Source organism: Achromobacter sp. 1011811831 (assembly GCF_059760905.1).
The window spans coordinates 16,459-40,104 of sequence record NZ_JCBANG010000016.1 but is presented as its reverse complement, the minus strand read 5'-3'; the positions used below and the strand labels follow the sequence as shown (position 1 = coordinate 40,104).

Genomic DNA, 23,646 nt, shown 5'->3' with positions numbered 1-23,646 from the left:
AACGATCGGGGCAACGCGGAGCCGGCTTTGCCGGTCCGCAGTTGCGCCCCCTTGAGGGGGAAGCGCGTAGCGCTTCGGGGGTGGGTCACCCCTTCTCAAATAGGGTGTGGGCCAGCAGGCCCGCCACCAGGCCCCAGAAGGCCGAACCGATACCCCAGAAACTGAAGCCCGAGGCGGTCGCCAGCAGCGTGATCAGCGCGGCCTCGCGCCGCGCCGGATTGGCCATGGCGGAGGCCATGCCGCCCATGATGGTGCCCAGCAGCGCCAGGCCCGCCAGCGCGGCCAGCAGCGCCGCGGGCAGCGCCTGGAAGAACACGGCCACGGCGCCGGCCACGATGCTCAGCGCGAAGTACGACAGGCCATAGGTGGCGGCGGCGATGTAGCGCTTGGACGGATCGGGGTGCGCCTCGGGGCCGGTGCAGATGGCGGCGCTGATCGCGCCCAGCGTGACGCTGTGCGCGCCGAAGGGCGCGGCCAGCAGGCCCAGGATGCCGGTGGCGGCCACCAGGCGCGACGCGGGCGGACGATAGCCCGAGGCCTGCAGGATGGCCAGGCCCGGCAGGTTCTGCGAGGCCATCGCCACCACGAACAGCGGAATGCCCAGGCTGATGGCGGCCTGCGCGCTGAAGGCCGGCGTGGTCCAGACGAATTCGGTCAGGCGCAGGTCCAGCTGGTCGGTCTGGATCAGGCCCTGCGCGGCGGCCACGGCCACCGCCACGCCCATCACCACCAGCACGGCATAGCGCGGTGCCCAGCGCCGGCACAGCAGGTAGGCGGCGCACATGGCCAGCACCAGCGCGGGCTGCTTGCCCAGGCTGGTGAAGACGCCCATGCCGAAATTGAGCAGCACGCCGGCCAGCATGGCCGCGGCGATTTCCCCGGGAATGCGGCGCAGGATGGGATCGATCCAGCCGAACAGGCCACAGGCCAGCGTCAGCGCCGCGGCCAGCACGAAGGCGCCCACGGCTTCGTTGAAGGGCACGCCCGCCAGCGCGGTCACCAGCAGGGCCGCGCCGGGCGTGGACCAGGCCATGACGACGGGCAGGCCGGTGCGCAGGCTGTAGGCCGCGCCGCCGGCGCCCAGCACCAGGCTGAGCGAGCCGATCCAGGAGCCGATCTGGGCGGCGTTCAGGCCGGCGGCATGGCCTGCCTGCACCATCAGCACGGCGGTGCCGCCGAAGCTCACCAGCACGGCGACCAGGCCGGCGGCGATGGCCGAGGCCGAGATGTCGCGGCGGGCGTGGGGGCGGGGAGAGGGAACGGAGTCTGGCTGGGCGGCGCCGCTCATGCGGCACCCGTCAGGCGGCGGTACTTGGCCATGAGCTGCTCCTGGCCTTCGTTCCACTGCGGATGCAGCTCGATGCATTCCACCGGGCAGACTACCTTGCATTGAGGCTCGTCATGATGGCCGACGCATTCGGTGCAGCGGTCGGGGTCAATGACGTAATACTCGTCGCCCATGGAAATCGCGTCGTTCGGGCATTGGGGCTCGCAAACGTCGCAATTGATGCATTCTTCGGTGATGGTCAGGGCCATGATGGGCGGCGGAGTCTGGCTGGGGGCTGGCCCATTGTAGCGCCGGGCCGCGCGGGCTCCCCGGCATGCCCATGCCGGCGACGGGCGTATCAACGCAAAGGGCGCCGCTGGGGCGCCCTTCCGGAGATGACGGGGACGGGTTCGTTCAGCCCGGCCAGGACTGCTCGCGCCGTTCCTTGGCCTTTTCCTGCAGCCAGCGCTCGACCGAGGGGAACACGAACTTGCTGACGTCGCCGCCCAGCTGGGCGATCTCGCGCACGATGGTGCCCGAGATGAACTGGTACTGGTCCGACGGCGTCATGAACAGCGTCTCGACGTCCGGCAGCAGGTGGCGGTTCATGCCGGCCATCTGGAATTCATATTCGAAGTCGGACACGGCGCGCAGGCCGCGCACGATCACGCGTCCGCCCTGGTCGCGCACGAAGTCCTTGAGCAGGCCGCCGAAGCTCTGCACTTCCACGTTGGGATAGTGGCCGAGCACTTCGCGCGCGATCTCGACGCGCTCGTCGATGCTGAAGAAGGGCTTCTTGTTGCGGCTGTGGGCGATGCCCACCACGACTTTGTCGAAAAGCGCGGCGGCGCGGCGGACCAGGTCTTCGTGTCCTCTGGTCAGCGGGTCGAAAGTGCCGGGATAAACAGCGATGATCATGCGAGCTCCGTACCGTTATAAGTGGTGTACACCATCCTCCGAAGCTCGGATTATTGATCTATTTGCGCAATGCAGCAAATTCCAGCAGATGGTAGTGGACGGCGCCGGCCTTGTCCTGGCGCAGGATCTGGAATCCCGGGGGCGGTTCGACGGGGGTTTCGGCCTCGACATAGACCAGTCCGTTGTCGGTCAGGATGCCCGGCAAGAGCGGCCACAGGCGCGGCAGCCAGCCCTGTCCGAAGGGCGGATCGAGCAGGATCAGGTCAAAGCGGGACGCATCCATCCGCTCCGTGACCTGCATCGCGTCGCCCACATGGATGCGTATCATGTCGGCCTTGAGCTTGTCGCGCAGCGTCCGCAGCGCGGACGCCGCCGTCCTGTCGCGCTCGACCATCTGCACATGCGCCACGCCGCGCGACGCCGCCTCGAAGCCGAGCGCGCCGCTGCCGGCGAACAGGTCCAGCACCTGCTTGTCGGAGAACTCGCCGCCCCACAGGTGATTGAGCCAGTTGAACAGCGTCTCGCGCACCCGGTCGGGCGTGGGGCGCAACGTCTCCACGTCGGGCACGGCAATGGGGGTGCGCCGATATTGGCCCCCAACGATACGAATATACTTGTTACCCATGTTCAGCCGCTTCTTCAAGAAAAAAAACCCTCCGCCCGCCGCGCCGGTCCAGCCCGCGCCGCCGCCGGAGGCCGTGGACGCCGCCCAGGCGCCCGCGATTCCCGCCGCGCCGGCCCAGACGGCCGTCGCGCCCGCCATTCCGGCGTCCGATTCCACGCAGCATAGCGCCGTCGCACAGCCCGTCGCGTCGCCGGTAGCGCCCGCGCCGTCGGCTCCCGTGGCGCCGTCCGCGCCTGTCGCCTACACGCCCGCTGCCGCGCCGGTCGTCACGCCCGCGCCGTCGCTGCCCGCCGCTGCGGCGCCTGTGCCGGCCATGCCCGCTCCGGTGTCCGATACGCCCAAGGCGCCTGACGTCGCCATAGAACCGCCCATCGTTGCGCAGGCGCCGGCGGTCCAGGCGCCAGTGGCTGCGCCGGCAGTTGCCCCGGCGGTTGCTCCGGTCGCTGCTCCGATCATCGCCCCGGTCGTCGAGCAGGCGGTCGCGCCGCAGCCCGTCCCGGCCCCGGTCGCCGAGGCCGCGCCGCCGGCGCAAGAGGCGCCGAAGAAAGCATCCTGGCTGAGCCGGCTCAAGCAGGGCCTGTCGCGCACCGGCCAGAGCATCGGCGGCCTGTTCGTCGGCGTGAAGGTCGACGAGAACCTGTTCGAGGAACTGGAATCGGCGCTCATTATGGCCGATGCCGGGCTGGAGGCCACCGAGACGCTGCTCACCGCGCTGCGCGCGCGCGTGAAGAAGGAACGCATCGAGGACCCCGCCAAGGTCAAGACGGCGCTGCGTCAGCTGCTGGCCGACCATCTGCGCCCGCTGGAGCGTTCCTTCGATCTCAAGGGCGCCAAGCCGCTGGTGGTGATGATCGCCGGCGTCAACGGCGCGGGCAAGACGACGTCCATCGGCAAGCTGGCCCATACCTTCCAGCGCCAGGGCGCCAGCGTGCTGCTGGCGGCGGGCGACACGTTCCGCGCCGCCGCGCGCGAGCAGCTGATCGAATGGGGCAGCCGCAACAACGTCACCGTGATCGCGCAGGATGGCGGCGATCCGGCAGCCGTGGCCTTCGACGCGGTCAACGCCGGCCGCGCGCGCGGCATTGACGTGGTCATGGTGGACACCGCGGGCCGCCTGCCCACGCAGCTGCACCTGATGGAAGAGCTGAAGAAGATCCGCCGCGTCATCGGCAAGGCCGATGCCGCCGCGCCGCACGAGGTGCTGCTGGTGGTCGACGGCAATACCGGCCAGAACGCGCTGGCCCAGATCCGCGCCTTCGACGCCGCCATCAACCTGACCGGCCTGGTCGTGACCAAGCTGGATGGCACCGCCAAGGGCGGCACGCTGGCCGCCGTGGCCGCGGGCAGCCAGGGCGTGCGCCCGGTGCCGGTGTACTGGATCGGCGTGGGCGAAAGCCTGGAAGACTTGCAGCCCTTCGTGGCGGACGAGTTCGCCGGAGCGCTGCTGGCCGATTGATCACGAGAGTGGTCGCGCCGTAAAAACGCCACGGGCGTCCTGCGAAGGACGCCCGTTTTTCATCCGCGACGCGGTTTGGAGGCAGGCCCGCGCCTGCCTTACTTCCAGAACGGCTTGCTGTGCGCCAGGTCGTCGAAGGCCTGCTGCGCTTCCGTCGCCAGCTCTTCCAGCCGCGCGCTGATCCAGCCCAGCGCGAACCAGGCCTGCGGGTGCGTGGCCGTACACGCCTCGTAGTGTTCCTTGGCCACGGCCAGGTCGTTGATCTCGCCCAGGATGTCCTGCACGCGCGACAGCAGCTTGCGGTAGCCGCGCAGCTTGGCGGCGGGCAGCAGCGATTCGGCGAAGGTCAGGCTGTAGCGCAGCCGCTTGCCGCGCTTGCGCAGCTCGTGGCGCGCGGGGATGTCCAGCGAGGCGAATTGCAGGCCCTGGTCGGCGACCTTGCCGTGCCAGCGGCGCAGCCTCCGCGCCAGCTGCTTGTGCAGCCGAGGCGTTTCGGGCTCCGCGCCCTGCAGCGGAATGATGGTGGGCTGCACCAGCGCGCCGGGCACGCCGCCTTCCAGGCGGATGGCCGGCTCGGGCGCGGCGTCCGTGGGCGTGCCGTTGGCGATCGCGTGGCCGTCCGGGGCGGCCGCCGGCGGCGGCACGTCCAGGCTCCATTCCAGCAGGTCCAGCAGCCAGGCCTGAAAGGCCTTGCCGCCGGCGATGGTCCGGGCGTCTTCCTCGGGCGGGGTCGATTCCACGGGGATCACCGGCATGCCGGCGCGGGCCAGCGCGGGCGCCACGGTTTCGTTCAGCACGTCCTGGTCGCGGTTGGCGCCGAAGGCGGCGAAGTGCGCGCGCGCCTGCTGCAACATGGCGTCGGGTACCGGCGCGATCCAGCCGTCGAACAGCTTCCAGGCCGAGCGCAGGCGGCGCACGCCCACGCGCAGCTGGTGCACGTGTTCGGAATTGCCGGCGCGGTACACGCCCTCGGTGTCCACTTCGGCCAGCACGGCGGCGTTGCGCGCGATCTGGTCCAGGCATTCGGCGGCGATGGCGCCCATGGCCTGCGGCGGGCTCATGTCCTCGCGCAGCTTGATCGCGGCCGCGCCGCGCGGCGCCCAGAATCGGGCGATGGCCTCGGCGCGGCGCGCCTGATGGTCGTCGCCGGCGGCGGCGTCAACCTCGGCCAGCTTGTGCGCCAGCTGCGCCAGCGCGTCGCCGCGCTCGGACTTGCTGCGTGGGTCCAGCACCAGCGCGTGGCGCTGCTGCCAGCCTCGGGCCGCGGCGAAGATGGCGCGCGGCTTGCCCGACACCAGTTCGAATTCCAGTTCGGAGATGGGCAGTTCCAGCGTGCCCGCGCGCAGGATGCCGGTGTCATAGGCCAGCTCGACCATGCCGTGGCGCGTGCGCACGCGGCGCAGCAGGCGCAGCACGTCGGTCTCGTAGCGCAGGCCCAGCTCGCCCTTGATCGCCGCCAGCGGCGCTTCGACATCGGTGCCTGCATAGACCGACAGGTCCAGCACCGGACCGGGCCGCGGGTGATTCATTTCGATGCGGGTGATGGCGTCGGCGCCTGGCATCTTCAGCGTCTGCACCCAGTCGCGGCCTTCCTGCCGCAGGCGGATCGCGATGCGCGCCCGCGCCAGCTCGCGCTCGGGCGTATCGAAGTACATGGCATGCAGGCGGATGCGAGTGGCTTCGCGCTGCTTGATCTCTCGCTGTACGGCTTGGCGAGACGCCGCGGGCACGTGCAGTTTCAGTTCCTGTTCCGACATGGCGGCGGGTGTCCAACGGCAAAAGCCGAGATCTTAATCAAACGGGGAGGGTGGTTTGATGACCGGTCATATTTATTTCACAAAACCCGCACGAGCATAGACGGGGTTGCGGTGCATCAACAATCGTCCGCGCGCGGGCTGTCGGACATTTTCGGCTTTGATTGCGTCCGCGCAATTACCCAGTTTCAGTGATAGGCAAGGGCGGGTCGAACTTTTCTAATTGTAATTGGCGGGCCGGACGCTTCCTGCGGGGCCTCGATAGCCATTCGCGCCCGCCCCGGCATCGCCGGCGACGGGCCATGACAAGAGAAAAGAGAGGGCCCATGAACCGCGCGTATCGCATCGTCCTGAACCGAGGCACCGGCCAGTGGCAGGTGGCCAGCGAGCACGCCCGGGGGCGGGGCAAGAGCCGGTCGCGGAGCGTGGCGCTGGCGGTCGTCTTGGCGGCTGTCTGCGCCGCGCCTGCCGCGCAGGCGCTGGCCGCTGCGGTGGCGATCGGCGACGTGACCCCTTCGGTGAACTGGAACGGCGCCAATGACATGGTCGTCGGCAATTCCGCGTTCGGTTCGCTGCTGATCGAGTCGCCGACGACGATGGTGCGCAGCGCCAACGGCTGGCTGGGGGCGACGCCGAGCGGCGAGGGCGCGGCGACGGTCTCGGGCCTGGGCGCGTCCTGGGAGGTCAACGGCCGCCTGGTCGTCGGGGCCAATGGCAGCGGCACGCTGACGCTCGCCAATCAAGGCACGGTCTCGGTGGGCGCCAATGGCCAGGGGGGTGTCGAGCTGGCCAGCAATCGCGACGCGGTCGGCGTCCTCAACATCGGCAGCGCGCCCGGCGGCGCGGCCGCCGATGCCGCCGGCATCCTGGATGCATCGGAGGTGCGCTTTGGCGCGGGCCGCGGCACGCTGAACTTCAATACGACGGGCCCCCAGTTCTTCGCGTCCGCCCTGAACAGCGGCCAGGCGGGTCAGCACCAGCTCAATCATTACGCCGGCGTCACGCTATTGCTGGGCAACAGTTCCCGGTTCGACGGCGATACCACCGTCACGGGCGGATCCCTGCAGATCGCCAACATGCTGGGCACCGCGCAGGGCCGGATCGATGCCGGCGCGGCGTCCAGCGCCTCGGCCCGGGTCAACGTGTACAACGCCGGCGCGACCTGGGCCCTGACCGGCAACCTGTTCGTCGGCGGCAGCGGACCTGGCGACCTGAGCATCTACTATCAAGGCACGGTCTCGAACCAGTTCGCCACGGTCGATGCGCAGCAGAACGGAGCGGCGACCGTCTCGGTTTCGGATGTGGGGGCGCTCTGGAACAATCGCGCGGCGCTGCTGGTCGGCTCGGAGGGCGGCAGGGGCGCCGTGTCGGTGCTGGCGGGCGGGTATGTCGCCAGCGTCGATGGCGTCGTCGGGCGCAATCAGAACGGTACCGGCAATTTCCTGGTGTCGGGGCGCGGTTCGACCTGGGCCAATGCCGGCGAGCTCAGGGTGGGCGATGTATACGGCCAGGGCACCCTGAGCATCGAGTCTGGCGGCACCGTCTCGAACCGCGACGGCTATGTGGGCACCATGAACGGCAACGGCGACGTCGTGGTGCGCGGCGCCGGCTCCACCTGGAACAACAGCGGCGCGATGATCCTGGGATTTGGCGTGGGAACGGGCGCGGGCACCCTGACGATCGGGCAAGGGGGCGCCGTCAACGTCGGCGCGTTCGGCACGGGGATCGTGTCGCTGGCGCCGGACCGGTTCCTGATCTTTCCCACCCGCGGCACCCTCAATATCGGCGCGGCGCCGGGGCAGCCGGCCGCGGGGGCGGGCACGCTCAACGCCGGCGCGGTCCAGTTCGGCGCGGGCATTGCCACGCTGAACTTCAACCATACCGATACCGCCTACCGGTTCGCGACACCGTTGCTGAGCACGGGCAGCGGCGCGCACAGCCTGAATCAGATCGCCGGCACCACGTTCCTGACGGGCGCCAATGGCGCCTTCCTGGGCAAGACCACGGTGTCGGGCGGCACACTGGTGGTGCTGGGACAGCTGGGCGGTTCGGCGCAGGTGACGGGCGGAACGCTGCAGTATGGCGATGGCGCCTCCGGCGCGGGCAGCAGGCTGGCCGGCGACCTGAAGGTGTCGGGCGCGGGCAGCACGCTGGCGGTGCAGGGACCGGCGACGCTGGGGACCTCGGGCGATATCGGCATGGCCGACCACACCATTCTCGACCTGATCGCCGGCGCCAACGGCGCGCCGCTGCGCGCCAACACGATGACGCTCGGCGCCGACGTGACCTTCCGGCTGGGCGGCATCAACAGCGCCAGCCCGGCCGAGGTCGTGCTGATCGATACAGCCGGTGGCATCAACGGCGACTTCGCCAGGATCAGCACCGGCGGCTTCGCCGGCGCCGTGGACTACCTGAGCGTCAACACGCGCAAGTCGGCGGACACGCTCCAGTACCTGGCCCGCTACGGCCTGAGCTGGACCGCCGGCAACAGCCTGGCGCACGGCACGTTCACGCTTGCCAACGCCACGGATCGCTTCACGGTCGGCGCGGCGCTGGCCGACCAGGCCGCCAATGCCGCGACCGGCTGGAACGGCGCCACGCTGACCAAGGCCGGCGCCGGGACGCTGGTGCTGAGCGGCGCCAACACCTACAGCGGCGGCACGGTGATCGCGGGCGGCACCTTGCAGGTCGAGCGCGACGCCAACCTGGGCCATGCCGCCGGCGGGCTGGCGTTCAACGGCGGCATGCTGGCGACCACCGCGTCCTTCGACACGGCGCGCGCCGTGTCGATCACGCAATCTGGCGGCTTCGATGTAGCCGCGGGCACGACGCTGGGCCTGGCCGGCGCGCTGTCCGGCAATGGCGACCTGATCAAGGCCGGCGCCGGCGCCTTGAACCTGAACGGCGACAGCGCGGGCTACGCCGGGCGCATCGTCGTCAACGACGGCCGCCTGGCGATCAACGGCAGGCTGGGCGGCTCGCTCGACGTGGGAGCCGGCGGCATGCTGGGCGGCAACGGGACGATAGGCGCGGGCGCGGGCTCGCGCGCGACGGTCGGCGCCGGCGGCGTCCTGTCGCCGGGCAACTCCATCGGCACGCTGACCATCGACGGCGATCTGGTCATGCAGGGCGGCGCGCGTTTCGTGGTTGAAACCGATCCGGCCGGCGCCGGCGCGGACCTGGTCCGCGTCACCGGCAATGCCACGCTCAATGGCGGCGCGGTGGCGCATGTCGGCGCCCAGGGCGACTATGGGCTGAATGCCCGCTACACCATCATGGAAGTGGGCGGCACGCTGTCCGGCCGTTTCGACGCCGTGTCCTCCGACTTCGCCTTCCTGACGCCGAGCCTGGCCTACGATTATGGCGCCGGCCGCGTGTCGCTGAGCCTGGCGCGCAACGATACGCGCATGGCGTGGACGGGGGCGACGCGCAACCAGCGCGCCGCGGCCGCCGCCATCGACAGCATCGGCATGGGCAGCGGCAACCGGCTGTACGACGCCGTGGTGCGCCTGCCGGACGATCCGGCGCTGCTGCATGCGGGTTTCGATCAGTTGTCCGGCGAACTGCACGCCTCGGCCAAGACCATGCTGTTGCAGGACAGCCGCTATCTGCGCGATGCCATGAGCGACCGTCTGCGCGTGGCCGCCGACGGCGCGCGTTCCTCGCCCCTGCTGGCCGCCGCCGGGAATGATGCGGGGACGCTGGCAACCGGCGCACAGGAAGGCGCGTATGGGCCGGCCAGCTGGATCCAGGGCCTGGGCGCCTGGAGCCGGACCGACGGCGACGGCAACGCGGCCGCGCTCAAGCGTTCCAGCGGTGGCTTCCTGATGGGGCTGGACGCGCCGCTCGCCAAGACCTGGCGGGTCGGCGTGATGGCCGGCTACAGCCGCAGCGATTTCGATGTGAACGACCGCGCCTCGTCGGGCCGCAGCGACAACTACCATCTGGGCGCCTACGGCGGCGGCCAATGGGGCGCGCTGGGCCTGCGCGGCGGCGTGGCCTACAGCTGGCACGACATCTCCACCCGCCGCTCGGTCGCCATGCCCGGTTTCTCCGACCGTCTCAAGGCCGGCTACGACGGCCGCAGCGCCCAGGCCTACGCGGACCTGAGCTATCGCATCGACCTGTCCGCCGTCGCGCTGGAACCCTTCGTCAACCTGGCCTACGTCAATCTGCGCACCGGCGGCTATCGCGAGAGCGGCGGCGCGGCCGCGCTGCATGCGGCAGGCCAGACGAGCGAGACGATCTTCTCGACCCTGGGCGCGCGGGCCACGTCGCGCTTCGAACTGGGCGGCGCGCGGGCCGCGCTGCGGGGATCGCTGGGCTGGCGTCACGCCACGGGCGATGTGAAGCCGCAGGCCACGCAAGCGTTCTCCGCGGGCGAATCCTTCACGGTGGCGGGCGTGGCGCTCGCCAGGAACAGCGCGGTGATCGAGGCCGGCCTGGATCTGCAGGCCACCCGCAAGACCAGCGTCGGCCTGGCCTATCAGGGCCTGCTATCGGGGTCGACGCGGGACCATGGCGTGCGCGCGAACCTGACCGTTCGTTTCTAGGCGCGGCAGGCTCGCGCCGTCCAGGCGGCGCGAGCCGTCCGTGCAAGAGGGCCGTCGCACGGCTTCAGCCTTCCAGGAACTCCTCGGGATCTTCCTCGATCTGCTCCAGCGTCTGCGCCAGCAGGGTGGGGAAGTCCACGCACACGTAGTCGATGGAATCCGGATCGTGGGTGAAGGCGATAATCTGCCCCGGCCTGCCTTGCGCCGTGGGCGTGTGGTCCAGCATCAGCATCAGGGTCGGCGCGGAAAACCCGGCGAAGGGCAGCCAGCCCTGCTGGAACCAGCCGTCCTGGATCCGCGGGTCGCGCGGCGTGGGTTGCCTGTAGCCGGCATAGCGCGGCGCGCGGGTGCGCAGGCCGCGCCATTGCTTGAGCGCGTCCTGCAACGGCAGGAAATCGTAGCCCGTCAGATAGCCCTGGCGCGCGAACACGGGCTTGTACGACGGTCCGCCGTTGGCCGCCAGCCAGGCCGCCTTCAAGGCCGGGTCGATCTCGAAGCCCAGTTCCTGTTCGGCGGCTGCGATGTCGGCCTTGCTGGTCTTGGGCTTGAGCCGCAGCGGCTGGTCGTTGTCCTGGTAGAACGCCTTGAGCGCCGACACAAAAGCGGGGAATTCCATGTATGGCCTGCCATGCAAGGGGAGGGAAGGCAGATGATAGCGCCCGGTCCCGCGCGGGAATCCTGCGCTTGCGATGCGCGCGCTTGCCGTTCCCGCGAGGACCTTCCTGCCTCGCGGCGGGCCCAGGCAAAAAAAACCGCCCGTTGCCGGGCGGCGCAAAGGAACACGGTGGCGGGCGGCGTCAGAGGATGCGTTTGCGCGCCTGCGTGATCAGGATCTCGGCCAGCACCACGACCGCGAAGATGGAGGCCAGCACCAGGGCCACGCGGTCCCACTGGAACAGGTTCAGCGCGGTGTCCAGCGCCATGCCGATGCCGCCGGCGCCGACCAGGCCGAGCACGGCGGATTCGCGCACGTTGATGTCCCAGCGCAGCAGTACGATGGACCAGAACGCCGGGCGGATCTGCGGCCAGTAGGCGTACCAGATCACGGCGGACTTGCTGGCGCCGGTGGCGGTCACGGCCTCGATCGGGCCGCGTTGCGCCTCTTCGACCGCTTCGCCCACCAGCTTGCCGACGAAGCCGATCGAACGGAAGGCGATGGCCAGCGTGCCCGCCAGCGCGCCGGGACCGAAGATGGCGATGAACAGCAGCGCCCAGACCAGCGAGTTGACCGAGCGGCTGGACACCAGGATCAGCCGCGCCAGCATGTTGACGGTCCGGCTGGGCGTGAGGTTGTTCGCCGCCAGCAGCCCGACCGGCACCGCCAGGATCACCGACAGGATGGTGCCCAGCGTGGCGATGTGCAGGGTCTCTACCAGCGCGGCGTGCACGCCGCCCGGGTAATAGGCCCAGTCCACCGGCCACATGCGCTGGAACAGGTCGGCCATCTGCTCGGGCGCGTCGTACAGGAATTCCGGAATGATCTCGACGCCGCGCATGGCCTGGCCGATGGCGAGCGCCAGCAGCAGGTAGAGCGCGAAGCGCAGCAGCCGCTGGCCCAGGCTGTAGCGGTGCCATTCGCGCGGCGCGCCGGCGTTGTGCAGGGTGGCGTGCGCGTTCATTCGTCCGCCTCCGCCTTGCGCGTCACGGCGGTTGCGCCGCGCGTGTTCAATCCCGTATTCGACGTCGGGCCCGAACCCAGGCCGCGCGCGCCGGCGAAGCGCCCTTGCAGGATGCGGTCGAAGCCCAGGTTGTCCAGGAACACCGCGCGCACGAAGCCGGCCAGGATCTCGCCCAGCATGATGATGGCGATCAGGGTCAGCAGGATGGCGCTGACGAAGTCGTAGTCAAAGCGCTGGAAGGCCGAGAACAGCGTGCCGCCGACCCCGCCCGCGCCGACGATGCCCACCATGGTGGAGTTGCGCAGGTTGGAATCGAACTGATAGGTGGCGAAGCCGATGAAGCGCGCGAACACCTGCGGCAGCACGCCGAAGATGAGCACGTTGCCGAAGGACGCGCCGGTGGCGCGTACCGCCTCGACCTGCTTGAGCGAGATCTCCTCGATGGCCTCGGTGAACAGCTTGCCGATGAAGCCGATCGAGGCCACCGTCAGCGCCAGGATGCCGGCCAGCGCGCCGAAGCCCACGGCCTTGACGAACAGGATGGCGACGATCACCGGATGCAGCGCGCGGCACAGCGCCACCAGCGCGCGCGCCGGCCACGAGACCCAGGCCGGCATCAGGTTGCGCGCGCCCAGCAGGCCCACCGGCAGCGCGCAGGCGATGCCCAGCACCGAGGCCAGCACGGCGATCTCCAGGCTTTCGGCGATGCCCTTCCACAGCGTGGCGGGCTTCTCGAAATTGGGCGGGAACATGCGCGCCAGGAAGGTGGACGCGTGGCCCAGCCCGGTCTCGAAGCGGTTCCAGCTGAAGTCCAGCTGCGCGCCCGCGTACAGCGTGTAGAGCAGCAGCAGGACCGCGCCGGCCTTGACGCGGCCGGACAGGGCGAAGGGGCGGGCGCCCCGCTGCGGAATCATTCCAGCCAAGACTCGCCTCCGTAGATGGTCTTGAGCATGGCGGCGTCCAGGCCCTGTCCGTCGCCGTCGTAGACCACGCTGCCGCCGGACATGCCGACGATGCGCGTGGCGTAGCGTCGGGCCAGCTCCACGTCGTGGATGTTGACGATGACGGGGATGCCGCTGGCGTCGCCCTGCGCCGCCAGCAGCTCCATGATCTCGACCGAGGTCTTGGGATCCAGCGACGAGGTCGGCTCGTCGGCCAGCAGCAACTGCGGGCGCTGCATCAGCGCGCGGGCGATGCCCACGCGCTGGCGCTGGCCGCCCGACAGCGCGTCGGCGCGCTGGTCGGCGAAGCCCGCCAGGCCCACGGTGTCCAGCAGCCGGTAGGCGTGCTCGATGTCCTCGGACTCGAAGCGGCGGGTCCAGGCCTTGAAGGCCGAGGTGTAGCCGAGTCGGCCGGTCAGCAGGTTCTCCATGACCGTCAGGCGCTCGACCAGGTTGTATTCCTGGAACACCATGCCGATGCGGCGGCGCGCGCGGCGCAGGGCCGCGCCGCGCACGCGCGCCAGGTCCACCGAGTCCTGCCCCGAACGCAGCGTGATCTCGCCCCGGGTCGGCTCGATCAGCCGGTTGATGCAGCGCAGGAGCGTGCTCTTGCCGGTGCCCGAGGGGCCGATGATGGCGGTCAGGCCCTGGCCCGCCACCTCCAGGTCGATGCCATTGAGCACCGGGCGGCCGGCCCGGTATTCCTTCACCAGGCCGGAAATGCGTAGCGACGTGCTCATGCGGCTTACTTCTTGCTCTTGGCGGTTTCGCGGTCGTAGGCGGCGCGGTTGAAGCTCTCGCCGCCGGATTCGGCGACCTGGCGCACGATGGCCCAGTCCTTCTGGTAGGTCACCGGATAGAAGCGGTCGGCGCCGTCGAAGGCCTTGGACATCTCCGCCGGGAAGCGGTAGTCGTAGAAGCACTTGAGCATCTGGTCGCGGAACTTCGGCTCCAGGTCATGCGCGTAGGCGAAGGACGAGGTGGGGAATTTCTCGCTGCGGTAGATCACGCGGAAGTCGGCTTCCTTGACCTGGCCGCGCTCGACCATGCGCTTGAACACGTCCGAGGCCACGGCGGCGGCGTCGTAGTCGCCGGAGTTCACGCCCATGACCGACTGGTCGTGCTTGCCCGAGAAGATCACCTTGTAGTCCTTGTCCGGCGTCAGCCCTTCCTTCGGGAACAAGGCCACCGGCGCCATGTGGCCGGAGTTGGACGAGGGCGCGGTGTGCGCCAGCTTCTTGCCCTTCAGGTCGGTCAGCTTCTGGTACGGGCTGTCCTTCTTGACGATGACGATCAGGTTGTAGCCCTGGAAGCCGTCGGCATAGCCCTTGACCGCGAAGGGCACGGCGCCGGCGATGTTGACCGCGAAGGCGGTCGGGCCGGTGGAGAAGCCGCCCACGTGCAGGCGGCCCGAGCGCATGGCCTCGATCTCGGCGGCGTTGCTCTGCACCTGGTAGAACACCACGCGCTTGCCGGTGCATTCCGACAGGTGCTTGGTGAAGGGCTTGAAGATGTCTTCATAGACCGCCGGATCTTCCACCGGCGTGTAGGTGAACACCAGGGTGGACGGGGTCTTCAGCTTGGCCGGATCGGTGGGCGTGTCGGCCACCAGGTCCTTGTTGGCGTCGCAGTACATCTGGTCCAGGTCGCCGCGATTGGGGCAGGCGTCGGCGGCTTGCGCGGCGGACGCGCCCAGGGCGAACGCGGCCAGCGCGGCCGTTTGCAGCAGGCGCAAGGCGTGCATCGTGTGTCTCCTCTTTCTATGTCTATGTGACTTGTCACTGAATTCAATCTGAATTCAAACATGGAAGAGGAGGGCTCACACTTGGGAAAGTCCCTGCCTTTCTTTTCGGCTTTTGTTCGCTTTGTTCGGTTCGTGTTCGCTTTTGCTCGTGGCTGGCGGGTCAGCCGCGATAGCCCAGCTTGCGCGAGATCTCCTGCGCGCAGGCCAGCAGCGGCCGGGCGATGCTGCCGTCCCAGGCCACGTCGAACAGTCCGGTCGGGCCCAGGCTGGTCAGCGCCAGCGCGATGTTGCCGGTGCTGTCGAACACCGGCACCGACAGCGCGTCCACGCCGGGCAGCGGATTGCCCAGCGCGCGCGCCATGCCGTGCACGCGGATGTCGGCCAGCTGCGCCTCGACATTGGCGCGCGAGGCTTTGCGCGGCGGCGTCAGGCTGGCGATGACGGCGGTGTCGCCTTCCTCGCGGGCGATGTAGTGCTCGCTGACCTTGGGCGGCAGCCAGGCGGCGAACACCAGCCCGGTGGCGGTGTGCAGCATGGACATCACCGTGCCCTTGCGCATGTTCACGTGCACCGGATAGCTGGCCTCGGTCATGTGGATCATGGTCGGGCCGTGCGAGCCCAGCACGGCGATGCCCAGCGTGTGGCCGATCTCGGATTGCAGCTTGGCGATCTCGGGCATGGCGATGCGCACCGGGTCCAGCCGCTGCAGGCTGACCAGCCCCATCTGCAAGGCGAACGGTCCCAGCTCGTACTGGCCGGTGGCGCCGTCCTGCTGCACCAGGCCCACGCGGATGAAGCTGACCAGATAGGGGTGGGCCTTGGCCGAGGTCATGCCGGCGCCGGCGGCCAGGTCGCGCAGCGTCAGCGGCTTGCCGGCATCCACCAGCGCGGCCAGCAGCGGCACGCCGACCTCGATGGACTGGATGCTGCGGCGGCCATCATTGGCCGCGGCGGGAGCGGCCTTGGGCGCGGATTGCGGGGTGGTTTTCGGTGTGGTCGCCACGGCGGTTTCCAGGGTAGGGGTCAGGCGCGGGCGGCCAGCAGCCGCTCGGCCATCTCGACAAAGCCCGCGCCGCCGTGGCCGGCGGCCACATAGGCCGGCCGGCGCTGCAGGCGGTGCAGCTGCGACTGGATGTTGGCCACGCCGACCGAGATCGGGAAGTAGGCGAACATGGGCTCGTCGTTGGGCGAGTCGCCGATGAACAGCGTGCTGTCCAGCAGGGTCGCCACGTCGGCGCCGAACTCGCGCTGGAACAGGGTCTGGGTCATGGTCAGCTTGTCGTAGTCGCCGAACCAGCCGTTGACGTGGATCGAGCTGACCTTGGCCTGCGCGCCGGCGGCCTCGAAGATCGCCACGATGCGGCCCACGTCGGCTTCGGGCAAGGGCGGCACGTCCTCGCAGAAATCGATGGCCAGGTCGGCCTTGCGGTAGTCCTGGTCGCTGGCCACCGCGGTGCCTTGCACCTCGGCCAGCACGCGGTCGCGGATGGCGTCCAGGCGGGCGCGGCTGGACTGGCGGGCGGCGGCGTCGGTCCAGTAATGCGCGGTCATGCGGCGGGCCTGGCGGTCGTAGGCGTAGTAGAAGGCCCCGTTCTCGCCGACCACGGCGCGCACCGGCCACATGCGGGCGATGTGGTCGCACCAGCCGGCCGGGCGGCCGGTGATGGGCACCACCTGGATGCCGGCCTGTTCCAGGCGTTCCAGCGCAGCGTAGGCGTCGGCCGGCAGGCGGCCGTCGGTGGTCAGCGTGTCGTCGATGTCCGTCAGCACGACGCGGACGGCGGCCGCGACGGCGGAAGGCATGGCCGCAAGGGCTTGCATGGCGTTTTTCCTTGGTTTTCCGGGGGGAAGGCTTCGGCCGGGAGTTTAACCGCAGCCCCCCGGCCGCCAGGGGCGGTAAAATCCGGACTTTCCCGCCTGGTTTGCGTCCAACCCATGTCCGTCCAGTTGTCCTCCCTGCCCGGTTCCGAGCCGGAATCCTACGGCATCGCCTCGGTCTCCGAGATCATCGCCGAGCTGCGCGCCGGCCGCATCGTCATCCTGGTCGACGAGGAAGACCGCGAGAACGAAGGCGACCTGGTCATGGCCGCCGAGTTCGTCACGCCCGAAGCCATCAATTTCATGGTCACGCACGGCCGTGGCCTGGTCTGCCTGACGCTGACCGAAGAGCGCTGCCGCCAGCTGGACCTGCCGCTGATGGCCGCCCGCAACGGCACGCGATACGGCACCAATTTCACCCAGTCGATCGAGGCCGCCGAGGGCGTCGAGACCGGCATCTCGGCCGCCGACCGCGCCCGCACCATCCAGGTGGCGGTGGCGCGCGACGCCAAACCGTCCGACCTGGTGCAGCCCGGCCACATCTTCCCGGTGCGCGCGGTGCCCGGCGGCGTGCTGGTACGCGCCGGCCACACCGAGGCCGGCTGCGACCTGACCGCCATGGCCGGCCTGACGCCCGCCGCCGTGATCTGCGAGATCCTCAAGCCCGACGGCACCATGGCGCGCCTGCCCGACCTGGTGCAGTTCGCCCGCCAGCACCAGCTCAAGATCGGCACCATCGCCGACCTGATCCAGTACCGCAGCGAGCATGAATCCATCGTCAAGCGCCTGGGCCGGCGCCGCATGCAGACCGCCTGGGGCGAGTTCGACGCGGTGGCCTACCAGGACGCCGCCACCGGCTCGGCCCACCTGGCCCTGGTGCACGGCACGATCCACCCCGACGCTGAAACCCTGGTGCGCGTGCACGAGCCGGCCTCGGTGCTGGACGTGCTGGACACCGGCGTCAGTCCGCACAGCTGGAGCGTGCCCAACGCGCTGGCGGCGATCACCTCCTCGCCGGCCGGCGTGCTGGTGCTGATGAACTGCCAGTCCTCGGCCGAGCACCTGTTCGGCCAGATCGCCGGCTGGGACGGCGCCAAGGCCCCGGCCGAGCCGGCCAGCGCCGACCGCCACGGCCTGCGCACCTACGGCATCGGCGCCCAGATCCTGCGCGACCTGAACGTGGGCCAGATGAAGCTGCTGGCCAAGCCGCGCAAGATGCCCAGCATGGCGGGCTTCTCGCTCACCATTACGGGTTACGATTGCGACCCTCCCGAATCTTCCCGCAACACACAGAAGGCCGACACATGAACCCTTACATTCTCACCCCCGACCTGAACGGCGAAGGGCTGCACATCGGCATCGTGCGCGCCCGGTTCAACGAGGAAATCGGCCAGGCCGAGCTGGAAGCCTGCCTGAAGGAACTGGCCGAGCTGGGCGTGGACGAGCGCGACGTGATGGTCGCCACCGTGCCTGGCGCGCTGGAACTGGGCGTGGCCCTGTCGCACATGGCCGAAACGTTCGAATTCGACGCCCTGATCGCGCTGGGCGCGGTCATCCGCGGCGAAACCTATCACTTTGAAGTGGTCAGCAATGAAATGGCCACGGCAATCACCCGCATCTCCCTCGAAACCGGCATCCCCATCGCCAACGGCGTGCTGACCGTCGACACCGACGAGCAGGCGCAGGCGCGCGCCGCCGGCAAGGGCCGCGACTGCGCCCAGGTGGCCGTCGAAATGGCCAACCTGGTCGCGGCGCTGGAACCCGAGGAAGAAGACGAAGACGACGAGGACGAAGATTTTGACGACGAAGAAGACGACGACCAGCGCTGATAGCGCGGCGCAAGCGCGCGCCAACGCCCGCAGCGCCCGCCGCCGTGCCCGCGAATTCGCGCTGCAAGGCGTGTACGCCTGGCTGCTGCGCGGCGGCGAGGGCACGCAGGACGCCGGCGAGATCGACGCCCATCTGCGCGACACCGAGGATTTCTCCGAGGCCGACGCGCAATGGTTCAAGACCTTGCTGCATGGCGTGCTGCGCGAGGCGCCCACGCTGCGCGAGCGTTTCACGCCCTACATCGACCGCCCGCTGGCCGAGCTGTCGCCCGTCGAACACGGCATCCTGCTGATCGGCAGCTTCGAACTGATCCATCACGTCGAAGTGCCGTACAAGGTCGCCATCAATGAAGCCGTGGAGCTGGCCAAGTCCTTCGGCGGCACCGACGGCTTCAAGTTCGTCAACGGCGTGCTCGACAAGCTGGCGGCCGACGTGCGCGCGCACGAGGTCCAGGCGGCTGCGCAGCAGCGGCGCTGAGGGGGCCTTTCCGCAGCGTCGCGCGCCTCCCCCTCGCGGGAGGCGCGCCCGCGTGCCGGCAGGGCCGGACCGCGCGGTGGCGGCAGCATTGGAGTCAACGCCGGTCCGCAAGGGCCGGACAGCGGAGTCGCCGTGGCGTCCGAATTCGATTTGATCGCGCGCTATTTCACGCGGTCGGCGCCCGCCGGCCTGCTGGGCGTGGGCGACGACTGCGCGCTGTTTCCCGCGCCCGCTGGCGAGCAGATCGCCACCAGCACCGACCTGCTGCTGGAAGGGCGGCATTTCTTTCCCGACGTCGATCCCCGTTCGCTGGGGCATAAATCGCTGGCCGTGAACCTGTCCGACCTGGCCGCCATGGGCGCGCGCCCGATCGGCTGCGTGCTGGGCCTGGCGCTGCCACGGCTGGACGAACCCTGGCTGGCGGCCTTCGCCGACGGTTTCCATGCGCTGGCGGCCGTCCATGGCTGCCCGCTGATCGGCGGCGACACCACCCGCAGCGCGCATGACCTCACCATCAGCGTGACCGTGTTCGGCGCCGTGCCGGCGGAACTGGCGCTGCGCCGCGACGGGGCGCGCGCCGACGACGATATCTGGGTGTCCGGCGACCTGGGCGCGGCCGACGTGGCCTACCGCCTGCTCGATGGCCAGTATCCGGCCGACCCGCAGCGGCTGGCCGCCACCCGGCGCGCGCTGGAATGGCCCGAGCCGCAGGTGGCGCTGGGCCTGGCGCTGCGCGGCGTGGCGCGGTCCGCCATCGACATCTCCGACGGCCTGCTGCAGGACCTGGGCCACATCCTGGCCGCCAGCCGGGTGGGCGCGGCGCTGGACTACGCCAGCCTGCCCATGGCCGCGGCGCTGGACGGCATGCCCGAGGACCAGCGCCTGCGCGCCATTTTGGGCGGCGGCGACGTCTACCAGCTCTGCTTCACCGCGCCGGCCGCGCGCCGCGACGAGGTCTCGCGCGCCGCCCTGGCCGCCGGCGCGCGCGTCACGCGCATCGGCCGCGCCACGGCGCAGCCGGGGCTCACGGTGCTGGATGCGCGGGGCCGGCCCATGGACGCGCTGCCGCGAGGCTACGATCACTTCCCGGCGGCCTGAGCCGCCACCCCACTGGATATCGGCCGACACCATGCCTGCCAACGACTCCCATTCCCCCACCATGCGCGAGCGCAGGCGGGCAGCCTATCCCACGCTGGCCTGGGTCTGCCGCGATCCGGGGCGGCTGATCGCCTTCGGGCTGGGCAGCGGCCTGATCCGCCCGGCCTCGGGCACCTGGGGCACCTTGCTGGCCTGGATCATCTGGGTGGCCGCCGCGCCGGCCGCGACCGATCTGATGATCGGCGTGTTCCTGGCGCTGGCTTTTTTGTATGGCTGCTGGGCCTGCGATCGCGTGGACCGGGAACTCCAGCAGCCGGATCACGTCGGAATGGTCTGGGACGAGATGGTGGCGTTCTGGCTGGTGCTGTGGCTCACGCCGGCGGGCTGGCTGCCGCAGGCCGTGGCGTTCGTGCTGTTCCGCGCGTTCGACATCGTCAAGCCGCCGCCCATCAAGTTCTTCGATGCCCGCCTGAAAGGCGGATTTGGCGTCATGTGGGACGATATCGTCGCGGCGGGCTATGCCCTGCTGATCATGGCGCTGGCGGTGCGCACAGGAGTCTTCGCATGAACTCGCAATCTCACGCCACTTCGTCCGGCCAGCCGGCCGCGCCGCTGGCGCAGGCCACCATCCTGGGCCTGTCGGAACTGCTGGGCGACGCGCTGCGGCGCCATGGCTGGATGCTGGGCTCGGCCGAGTCCTGCACCGGCGGCCTGCTGGCCGGCGCGTTCACGGCCGTGGCCGGATCCAGCGAATGGTTCGAGCGCGGCTTCGTCACGTACAGCAACCAGGCCAAGGTCGACGAACTGGACGTGTCGCCCGACGCGCTCAACCATTTCGGCGCGGTCAGCGAACCGGTGGCGCTGGAAATGGCCACCGGCGTGCTGCTGGCGGCGCCTGCCGCGCATGTGGCGGTGTCGACCACCGGCATCGCCGGACCGGGCGGCGCCACGCCGGGCAAGCCGGTGGGCATGGTCTGCTTCGGCTTCGCCATGCGCAACGGCGACGGCATCAGCAGCCGCGCGGTCACCCATGTGTTTTCCGGCGACCGGGCGCAGGTGCGCCAGGGCGCGGTGGAATACGCGTTGCGGGGACTGCTGGAATTCGTGGGGGCGCCGGTCAACCGGCGTTGATGCCGCCGCGCCGGGCGCGATGCGTCCGGCCTGGATGTGAAACGGGGCTGCCATGGGCAGCCCCGTTTTCTTTTGCCGTCACAACAAGGCCCCTTGTCGGCAGCCGGCCCGCGTCGGCGGGCGCCGTCCGTGGGGCGCGTCGTTTCAGCGCACCGCGTTGATCGCGTCGCGCAGGCCCTTGGCGGCCGCGCCGGCCGCCTCGCGCCAGTCGTCCCCGCCGCTGGCGTAGATGATGGCGCGCGAGGAATTGATCATCATGCCGCTGCGCGCGCTGTTGGCGCCGGCGTTCACGGTGGCGGTGATGTCGCCGCCCTGGGCGCCGATGCCGGGCACCAGCAGCGGCACCGCGTCGCCGATGCGCTGGCGCACCGCGGCCAGCTCGTTCGGGTAGGTCGCGCCCACCACCAGGCCGCACTGGCCGTTGGCGTTCCACTTGTCGGCCACCAGGCCCGCCACGTGCAGGTACAGCGGCTGGCCGTCTTCCATCTTCAGGAATTGCAGGTCCGAGCCGCCGGGGTTGGACGTGCGGCACAGCACGATCACGCCGCGGTCGCGCCAGGCCAGGTAGGGCTCGACCGAGTCCAGGCCCATGTAGGGGCTGACGGTCAGCGCGTGCGCCTGGTAGCGCTCATAGGCTTCGCGCGCGTAGTTCTCGGCGGTGGAGCCGATGTCGCCGCGCTTGGCGTCCAGCACGATGGGCAGGTCGGGATGCTTGTCGCGGATATGGGCGCACAGCGCTTCGAGCTGTTCCTCGGCGCGGTGGGCGGCGAAGTAGGCGATCTGCGGCTTGAAGCTGCAGGCGTAGGGCGCGGTGGCGTCGACGATCTCGCGGCAGAACTGGAAGATCGCGTCCGGCTTGTCCTGCAGTTCGCGCGGGAAGCGCTGCGGATCGGGATCCAGCCCGACTTGCAGGAGCGATTGCCGGGACGTCCAGGCGTGTTCGAGTTTTTGCAGGAAATTCATGGGGATTCAGTGCAGTTTGACCCGCGGGCGGGTGCGGCGCATGAGCAGGCGCGCCAGGGCCAGGGAAGCCGTGCGCGAAAAGCCCAGCACCGCCTTGTGGTGCATCAGGTGCAGGCTCATGTACATCAGGCGTGCCAGTGTACCGCTTACGAACAGCCCCCGTCCGGCCAGCTTGCCCATCAGGCTGCCCACGCCGGCGTCCTGGCCCAGCGATACCAGCGAACCGTGGTCATGGTAGACATAGGGCTCCGCGGGCTCGGGCGTGCCGCGCTGGCGGGCGGCGAGCTTCTTGACCAGGTAGTCGGCCTGTTGATGCGCGGCCTGGGCGCGGGCCGGCACGCTGCGCCCGTCGCGCCAGGGCACGGCGCAGCAGTCGCCCAGCGCCAGCACGTGCGGATCGCTGGTTTCCAGCCGTTCGTTGACTTCGAGCTGGCCCAGCTTGTTCAGCGGCAGGCCCAGGTCGGCCAGCAGGGCCGGACCCTGGATGCCGGCCGCCCACATGCACAGCCGCGCGGGGAACTGGCGGCCGTCGGCGGTGAGCACGGCGTCGGCGCCCACTTCCGCGACGCGGCAGGACGTTTCCACGCGGATGCCCAGCTCGGTCAGGCGCGCGGTCGCGGCCTGCGAGATCTTCTCGGGCAAGGCGGACAGGATGCGCGGCGCGCCCTCGACCAGCGTGATCGCCAGGTCGCGCTCCGCGCGGAAATTCGGCAGGCCGTAGGCGCTGACCACGTGGCTGGCCTCGACCAGCTCGACCGCCAGCTCCACGCCGGTGGCGCCGCCGCCCACGATCACCAGGTCCAGCCGCGCGGAAGGATCGCGCACCTTGGCCTGGTCCACCAGCACCATGGCCTTGAGCATGGTCAGGCGGAACTGTTCGGCGTTCTCGGTCGAGTCCAGCGTGACCGCGTGCTCGGCCGCGCCCGGCGTGTTGAAGAAGTTGGAGGTGCTGCCCAGCGCCAGCACCAGCGTGTCGTAGCCCAGCTCGCGGCGCGGCAGTACTTCCTGTCCCTGCGGGTCGGCCACCGCGTCCACGCTGATGAGCCTGCGCTCCCGGTCCACCGAGACCAGCCGGCCCTGCGCGAAGGAAAAGCCGTTCATGTGCGCCAGCATCAGGTACGACAGGCCTTCCTGGTGGATGTCCAGCGTGCCGGCCGCGGCTTCGTGCAGCGAGGGTTTCCAGATATGGAAGGGCCGGCTGTCGACCAGCGTGACGCGTTCGCGGCCATGGACACGGCCCAGCTTGGCCGCCAGTTCCAGGCCGCCGGCGCCGCCGCCGACGATGACGATGCGTTCCGAGGATGAGGCGGACGTCGAGGTAGGCATCATGGCTCCCAGCAGATCACGAACCGCCAGTATAGACAGAGCCGCCTGAATACTGGCGCCACCAACGGCTTGGCGGCCAAGGCGCAATCAATGCAACCCGCGCAGCGCCCGCAGCGGCGCCCCTTG

22 protein-coding genes are annotated in these 23,646 nt (G+C 69.9%); 8 read left to right on the top strand and 14 right to left on the bottom strand.

Annotation, left to right across the window (positions count from 1 at the left end; all coding sequences use genetic code 11):
* Positions 1-85: 85 nt before the first annotated feature.
* The 4 genes from AC6LJ9_RS08915 to rsmD form a co-directional block, all read right to left on the bottom strand.
* Positions 86-1,288 (bottom strand): benzoate/H(+) symporter BenE family transporter, encoded by a 1,203-nt coding sequence (locus tag AC6LJ9_RS08915; RefSeq protein WP_498147283.1) that lies wholly within the window; start codon positions 1,286-1,288, stop codon positions 86-88.
* On the bottom strand, positions 1,285-1,536 hold the full coding sequence (locus AC6LJ9_RS08910) for a YfhL family 4Fe-4S dicluster ferredoxin (protein ID WP_103271062.1): 252 nt from the start codon (positions 1,534-1,536) through the stop codon (positions 1,285-1,287). Before AC6LJ9_RS08910 ends, AC6LJ9_RS08915 begins: the two co-directional genes overlap by 4 nt.
* Before the next feature lie 145 nt (positions 1,537-1,681).
* Positions 1,682-2,185 carry a pantetheine-phosphate adenylyltransferase gene (gene coaD / locus AC6LJ9_RS08905; RefSeq protein ID WP_103271061.1) on the bottom strand — a complete coding sequence of 168 codons (504 nt, stop codon included), beginning with the start codon at positions 2,183-2,185 and terminating at the stop codon, positions 1,682-1,684.
* A 58-nt stretch (positions 2,186-2,243) separates the two neighbouring features.
* On the bottom strand, positions 2,244-2,810 hold the full coding sequence (rsmD, locus tag AC6LJ9_RS08900) for a 16S rRNA (guanine(966)-N(2))-methyltransferase RsmD (protein WP_498147282.1): 567 nt from the start codon (positions 2,808-2,810) through the stop codon (positions 2,244-2,246).
* A 313-nt stretch (positions 2,811-3,123) separates the two neighbouring features.
* Between rsmD and ftsY the strand changes: the two genes are divergently transcribed.
* Positions 3,124-4,266, top strand: a complete 1,143-nt coding sequence (gene ftsY, locus AC6LJ9_RS08895) for a signal recognition particle-docking protein FtsY (protein WP_498147316.1) — start codon at positions 3,124-3,126, stop codon at positions 4,264-4,266.
* Between the two features lie 98 nt (positions 4,267-4,364).
* Here the strand turns inward: ftsY and AC6LJ9_RS08890 are convergent, their stop codons facing one another.
* Positions 4,365-6,023 carry a CYTH and CHAD domain-containing protein gene (locus tag AC6LJ9_RS08890; RefSeq protein ID WP_498147281.1) on the bottom strand — a complete coding sequence of 553 codons (1,659 nt, stop codon included), beginning with the start codon at positions 6,021-6,023 and terminating at the stop codon, positions 4,365-4,367.
* 323 nt (positions 6,024-6,346) lie between these two features.
* Between AC6LJ9_RS08890 and AC6LJ9_RS08885 the strand changes: the two genes are divergently transcribed.
* On the top strand, positions 6,347-10,573 hold the full coding sequence (locus AC6LJ9_RS08885) for an autotransporter domain-containing protein (protein WP_498147280.1): 4,227 nt from the start codon (positions 6,347-6,349) through the stop codon (positions 10,571-10,573).
* Positions 10,574-10,637: 64 nt separating this feature from the next.
* Here the strand turns inward: AC6LJ9_RS08885 and AC6LJ9_RS08880 are convergent, their stop codons facing one another.
* The 7 genes from AC6LJ9_RS08880 to AC6LJ9_RS08850 all read right to left on the bottom strand — a co-directional run bounded on the left by AC6LJ9_RS08880 (position 10,638) and on the right by AC6LJ9_RS08850 (position 16,698).
* Entirely contained in the window at positions 10,638-11,189 is a 552-nt protein-coding gene (locus AC6LJ9_RS08880; protein WP_498147279.1) for an SMI1/KNR4 family protein, read from the bottom strand.
* Between the two features lie 181 nt (positions 11,190-11,370).
* Positions 11,371-12,192: a phosphonate ABC transporter, permease protein PhnE gene (phnE, locus tag AC6LJ9_RS08875; RefSeq protein WP_498147278.1), complete on the bottom strand. Its 822-nt coding sequence runs from the start codon at positions 12,190-12,192 to the stop codon at positions 11,371-11,373.
* Positions 12,189-13,106, bottom strand: coding sequence for a phosphonate ABC transporter, permease protein PhnE (phnE, locus tag AC6LJ9_RS08870; RefSeq protein WP_498147277.1), 918 nt, complete (start codon positions 13,104-13,106; stop codon positions 12,189-12,191). Before phnE (AC6LJ9_RS08870) ends, phnE (AC6LJ9_RS08875) begins: the two co-directional genes overlap by 4 nt.
* Positions 13,103-13,873 carry a phosphonate ABC transporter ATP-binding protein gene (phnC, locus tag AC6LJ9_RS08865; RefSeq protein ID WP_212314151.1) on the bottom strand — a complete coding sequence of 257 codons (771 nt, stop codon included), beginning with the start codon at positions 13,871-13,873 and terminating at the stop codon, positions 13,103-13,105. Before phnC ends, phnE (AC6LJ9_RS08870) begins: the two co-directional genes overlap by 4 nt.
* Before the next feature lie 5 nt (positions 13,874-13,878).
* Complete coding sequence (gene phnD / locus AC6LJ9_RS08860) at positions 13,879-14,877, bottom strand: phosphate/phosphite/phosphonate ABC transporter substrate-binding protein (RefSeq protein WP_392410019.1); 999 nt, start codon at positions 14,875-14,877, stop codon at positions 13,879-13,881.
* Positions 14,878-15,037: 160 nt separating this feature from the next.
* On the bottom strand, positions 15,038-15,880 hold the full coding sequence (locus AC6LJ9_RS08855) for an IclR family transcriptional regulator (RefSeq protein ID WP_103271051.1): 843 nt from the start codon (positions 15,878-15,880) through the stop codon (positions 15,038-15,040).
* A gap of 20 nt (positions 15,881-15,900) precedes the next feature.
* A complete protein-coding gene (locus tag AC6LJ9_RS08850) occupies positions 15,901-16,698 on the bottom strand; it encodes an HAD-IIB family hydrolase (RefSeq protein ID WP_498147276.1) in 798 nt (265 codons plus the stop codon).
* A gap of 114 nt (positions 16,699-16,812) precedes the next feature.
* Between AC6LJ9_RS08850 and ribBA the strand changes: the two genes are divergently transcribed.
* From ribBA to AC6LJ9_RS08820, 6 genes are all read left to right on the top strand, one after another.
* The gene (ribBA, locus tag AC6LJ9_RS08845) at positions 16,813-18,003 is read left to right on the top strand and encodes a bifunctional 3,4-dihydroxy-2-butanone-4-phosphate synthase/GTP cyclohydrolase II (protein ID WP_498147275.1); all 1,191 of its coding nucleotides are present in this window, start codon (positions 16,813-16,815) and stop codon (positions 18,001-18,003) included.
* On the top strand, positions 18,000-18,524 hold the full coding sequence (gene ribH, locus AC6LJ9_RS08840) for a 6,7-dimethyl-8-ribityllumazine synthase (protein ID WP_103276188.1): 525 nt from the start codon (positions 18,000-18,002) through the stop codon (positions 18,522-18,524). Before ribBA ends, ribH begins: the two co-directional genes overlap by 4 nt.
* A complete protein-coding gene (gene nusB / locus AC6LJ9_RS08835; RefSeq protein ID WP_103276187.1) occupies positions 18,493-19,002 on the top strand; it encodes a transcription antitermination factor NusB in 510 nt (169 codons plus the stop codon). Before ribH ends, nusB begins: the two co-directional genes overlap by 32 nt.
* A gap of 132 nt (positions 19,003-19,134) precedes the next feature.
* Positions 19,135-20,100: a thiamine-phosphate kinase gene (gene thiL, locus AC6LJ9_RS08830; protein ID WP_498147274.1), complete on the top strand. Its 966-nt coding sequence runs from the start codon at positions 19,135-19,137 to the stop codon at positions 20,098-20,100.
* Between the two features lie 61 nt (positions 20,101-20,161).
* Complete coding sequence (locus AC6LJ9_RS08825) at positions 20,162-20,668, top strand: phosphatidylglycerophosphatase A family protein (protein ID WP_498147315.1); 507 nt, start codon at positions 20,162-20,164, stop codon at positions 20,666-20,668.
* A complete protein-coding gene (locus AC6LJ9_RS08820; RefSeq protein WP_498147273.1) occupies positions 20,665-21,231 on the top strand; it encodes a CinA family protein in 567 nt (188 codons plus the stop codon). Before AC6LJ9_RS08825 ends, AC6LJ9_RS08820 begins: the two co-directional genes overlap by 4 nt.
* Before the next feature lie 144 nt (positions 21,232-21,375).
* Here AC6LJ9_RS08820 and pyrF read toward each other — a convergent pair whose 3' ends face one another.
* Together pyrF and AC6LJ9_RS08810 are read right to left on the bottom strand one after the other, a co-directional pair.
* The gene (gene pyrF, locus AC6LJ9_RS08815) at positions 21,376-22,194 is read right to left on the bottom strand and encodes an orotidine-5'-phosphate decarboxylase (protein WP_498147272.1); all 819 of its coding nucleotides are present in this window, start codon (positions 22,192-22,194) and stop codon (positions 21,376-21,378) included.
* Positions 22,195-22,200: 6 nt separating this feature from the next.
* Positions 22,201-23,523: an NAD(P)/FAD-dependent oxidoreductase gene (locus AC6LJ9_RS08810; protein ID WP_498147271.1), complete on the bottom strand. Its 1,323-nt coding sequence runs from the start codon at positions 23,521-23,523 to the stop codon at positions 22,201-22,203.
* Positions 23,524-23,646: the final 123 nt, after the last annotated feature.

Coding starts and splice junctions, on each gene's coding strand:
- AC6LJ9_RS08880 (WP_498147279.1), bottom strand. CDS start 11,189: ATGGAATTCCCCGCTTTTGTGTCGGCGCTCAAGGCGTTCTACCAGGAC.
- AC6LJ9_RS08850 (WP_498147276.1), bottom strand. CDS start 16,698: ATGCAAGCCCTTGCGGCCATGCCTTCCGCCGTCGCGGCCGCCGTCCGC.
- phnD (WP_392410019.1), bottom strand. CDS start 14,877: ATGCACGCCTTGCGCCTGCTGCAAACGGCCGCGCTGGCCGCGTTCGCC.
- AC6LJ9_RS08915 (WP_498147283.1), bottom strand. CDS start 1,288: ATGAGCGGCGCCGCCCAGCCAGACTCCGTTCCCTCTCCCCGCCCCCAC.
- AC6LJ9_RS08910 (WP_103271062.1), bottom strand. CDS start 1,536: ATGGCCCTGACCATCACCGAAGAATGCATCAATTGCGACGTTTGCGAG.
- ftsY (WP_498147316.1), top strand. CDS start 3,124: ATGCCCGCTCCGGTGTCCGATACGCCCAAGGCGCCTGACGTCGCCATA.
- AC6LJ9_RS08810 (WP_498147271.1), bottom strand. CDS start 23,523: ATGATGCCTACCTCGACGTCCGCCTCATCCTCGGAACGCATCGTCATC.
- ribBA (WP_498147275.1), top strand. CDS start 16,813: ATGTCCGTCCAGTTGTCCTCCCTGCCCGGTTCCGAGCCGGAATCCTAC.
- phnE (WP_498147277.1), bottom strand. CDS start 13,106: ATGATTCCGCAGCGGGGCGCCCGCCCCTTCGCCCTGTCCGGCCGCGTC.
- AC6LJ9_RS08890 (WP_498147281.1), bottom strand. CDS start 6,023: ATGTCGGAACAGGAACTGAAACTGCACGTGCCCGCGGCGTCTCGCCAA.
- phnE (WP_498147278.1), bottom strand. CDS start 12,192: ATGAACGCGCACGCCACCCTGCACAACGCCGGCGCGCCGCGCGAATGG.
- AC6LJ9_RS08820 (WP_498147273.1), top strand. CDS start 20,665: ATGAACTCGCAATCTCACGCCACTTCGTCCGGCCAGCCGGCCGCGCCG.
- phnC (WP_212314151.1), bottom strand. CDS start 13,873: ATGAGCACGTCGCTACGCATTTCCGGCCTGGTGAAGGAATACCGGGCC.
- AC6LJ9_RS08825 (WP_498147315.1), top strand. CDS start 20,162: ATGCGCGAGCGCAGGCGGGCAGCCTATCCCACGCTGGCCTGGGTCTGC.
- coaD (WP_103271061.1), bottom strand. CDS start 2,185: ATGATCATCGCTGTTTATCCCGGCACTTTCGACCCGCTGACCAGAGGA.
- rsmD (WP_498147282.1), bottom strand. CDS start 2,810: ATGGGTAACAAGTATATTCGTATCGTTGGGGGCCAATATCGGCGCACC.
- ribH (WP_103276188.1), top strand. CDS start 18,000: ATGAACCCTTACATTCTCACCCCCGACCTGAACGGCGAAGGGCTGCAC.
- AC6LJ9_RS08885 (WP_498147280.1), top strand. CDS start 6,347: ATGAACCGCGCGTATCGCATCGTCCTGAACCGAGGCACCGGCCAGTGG.
- pyrF (WP_498147272.1), bottom strand. CDS start 22,194: ATGAATTTCCTGCAAAAACTCGAACACGCCTGGACGTCCCGGCAATCG.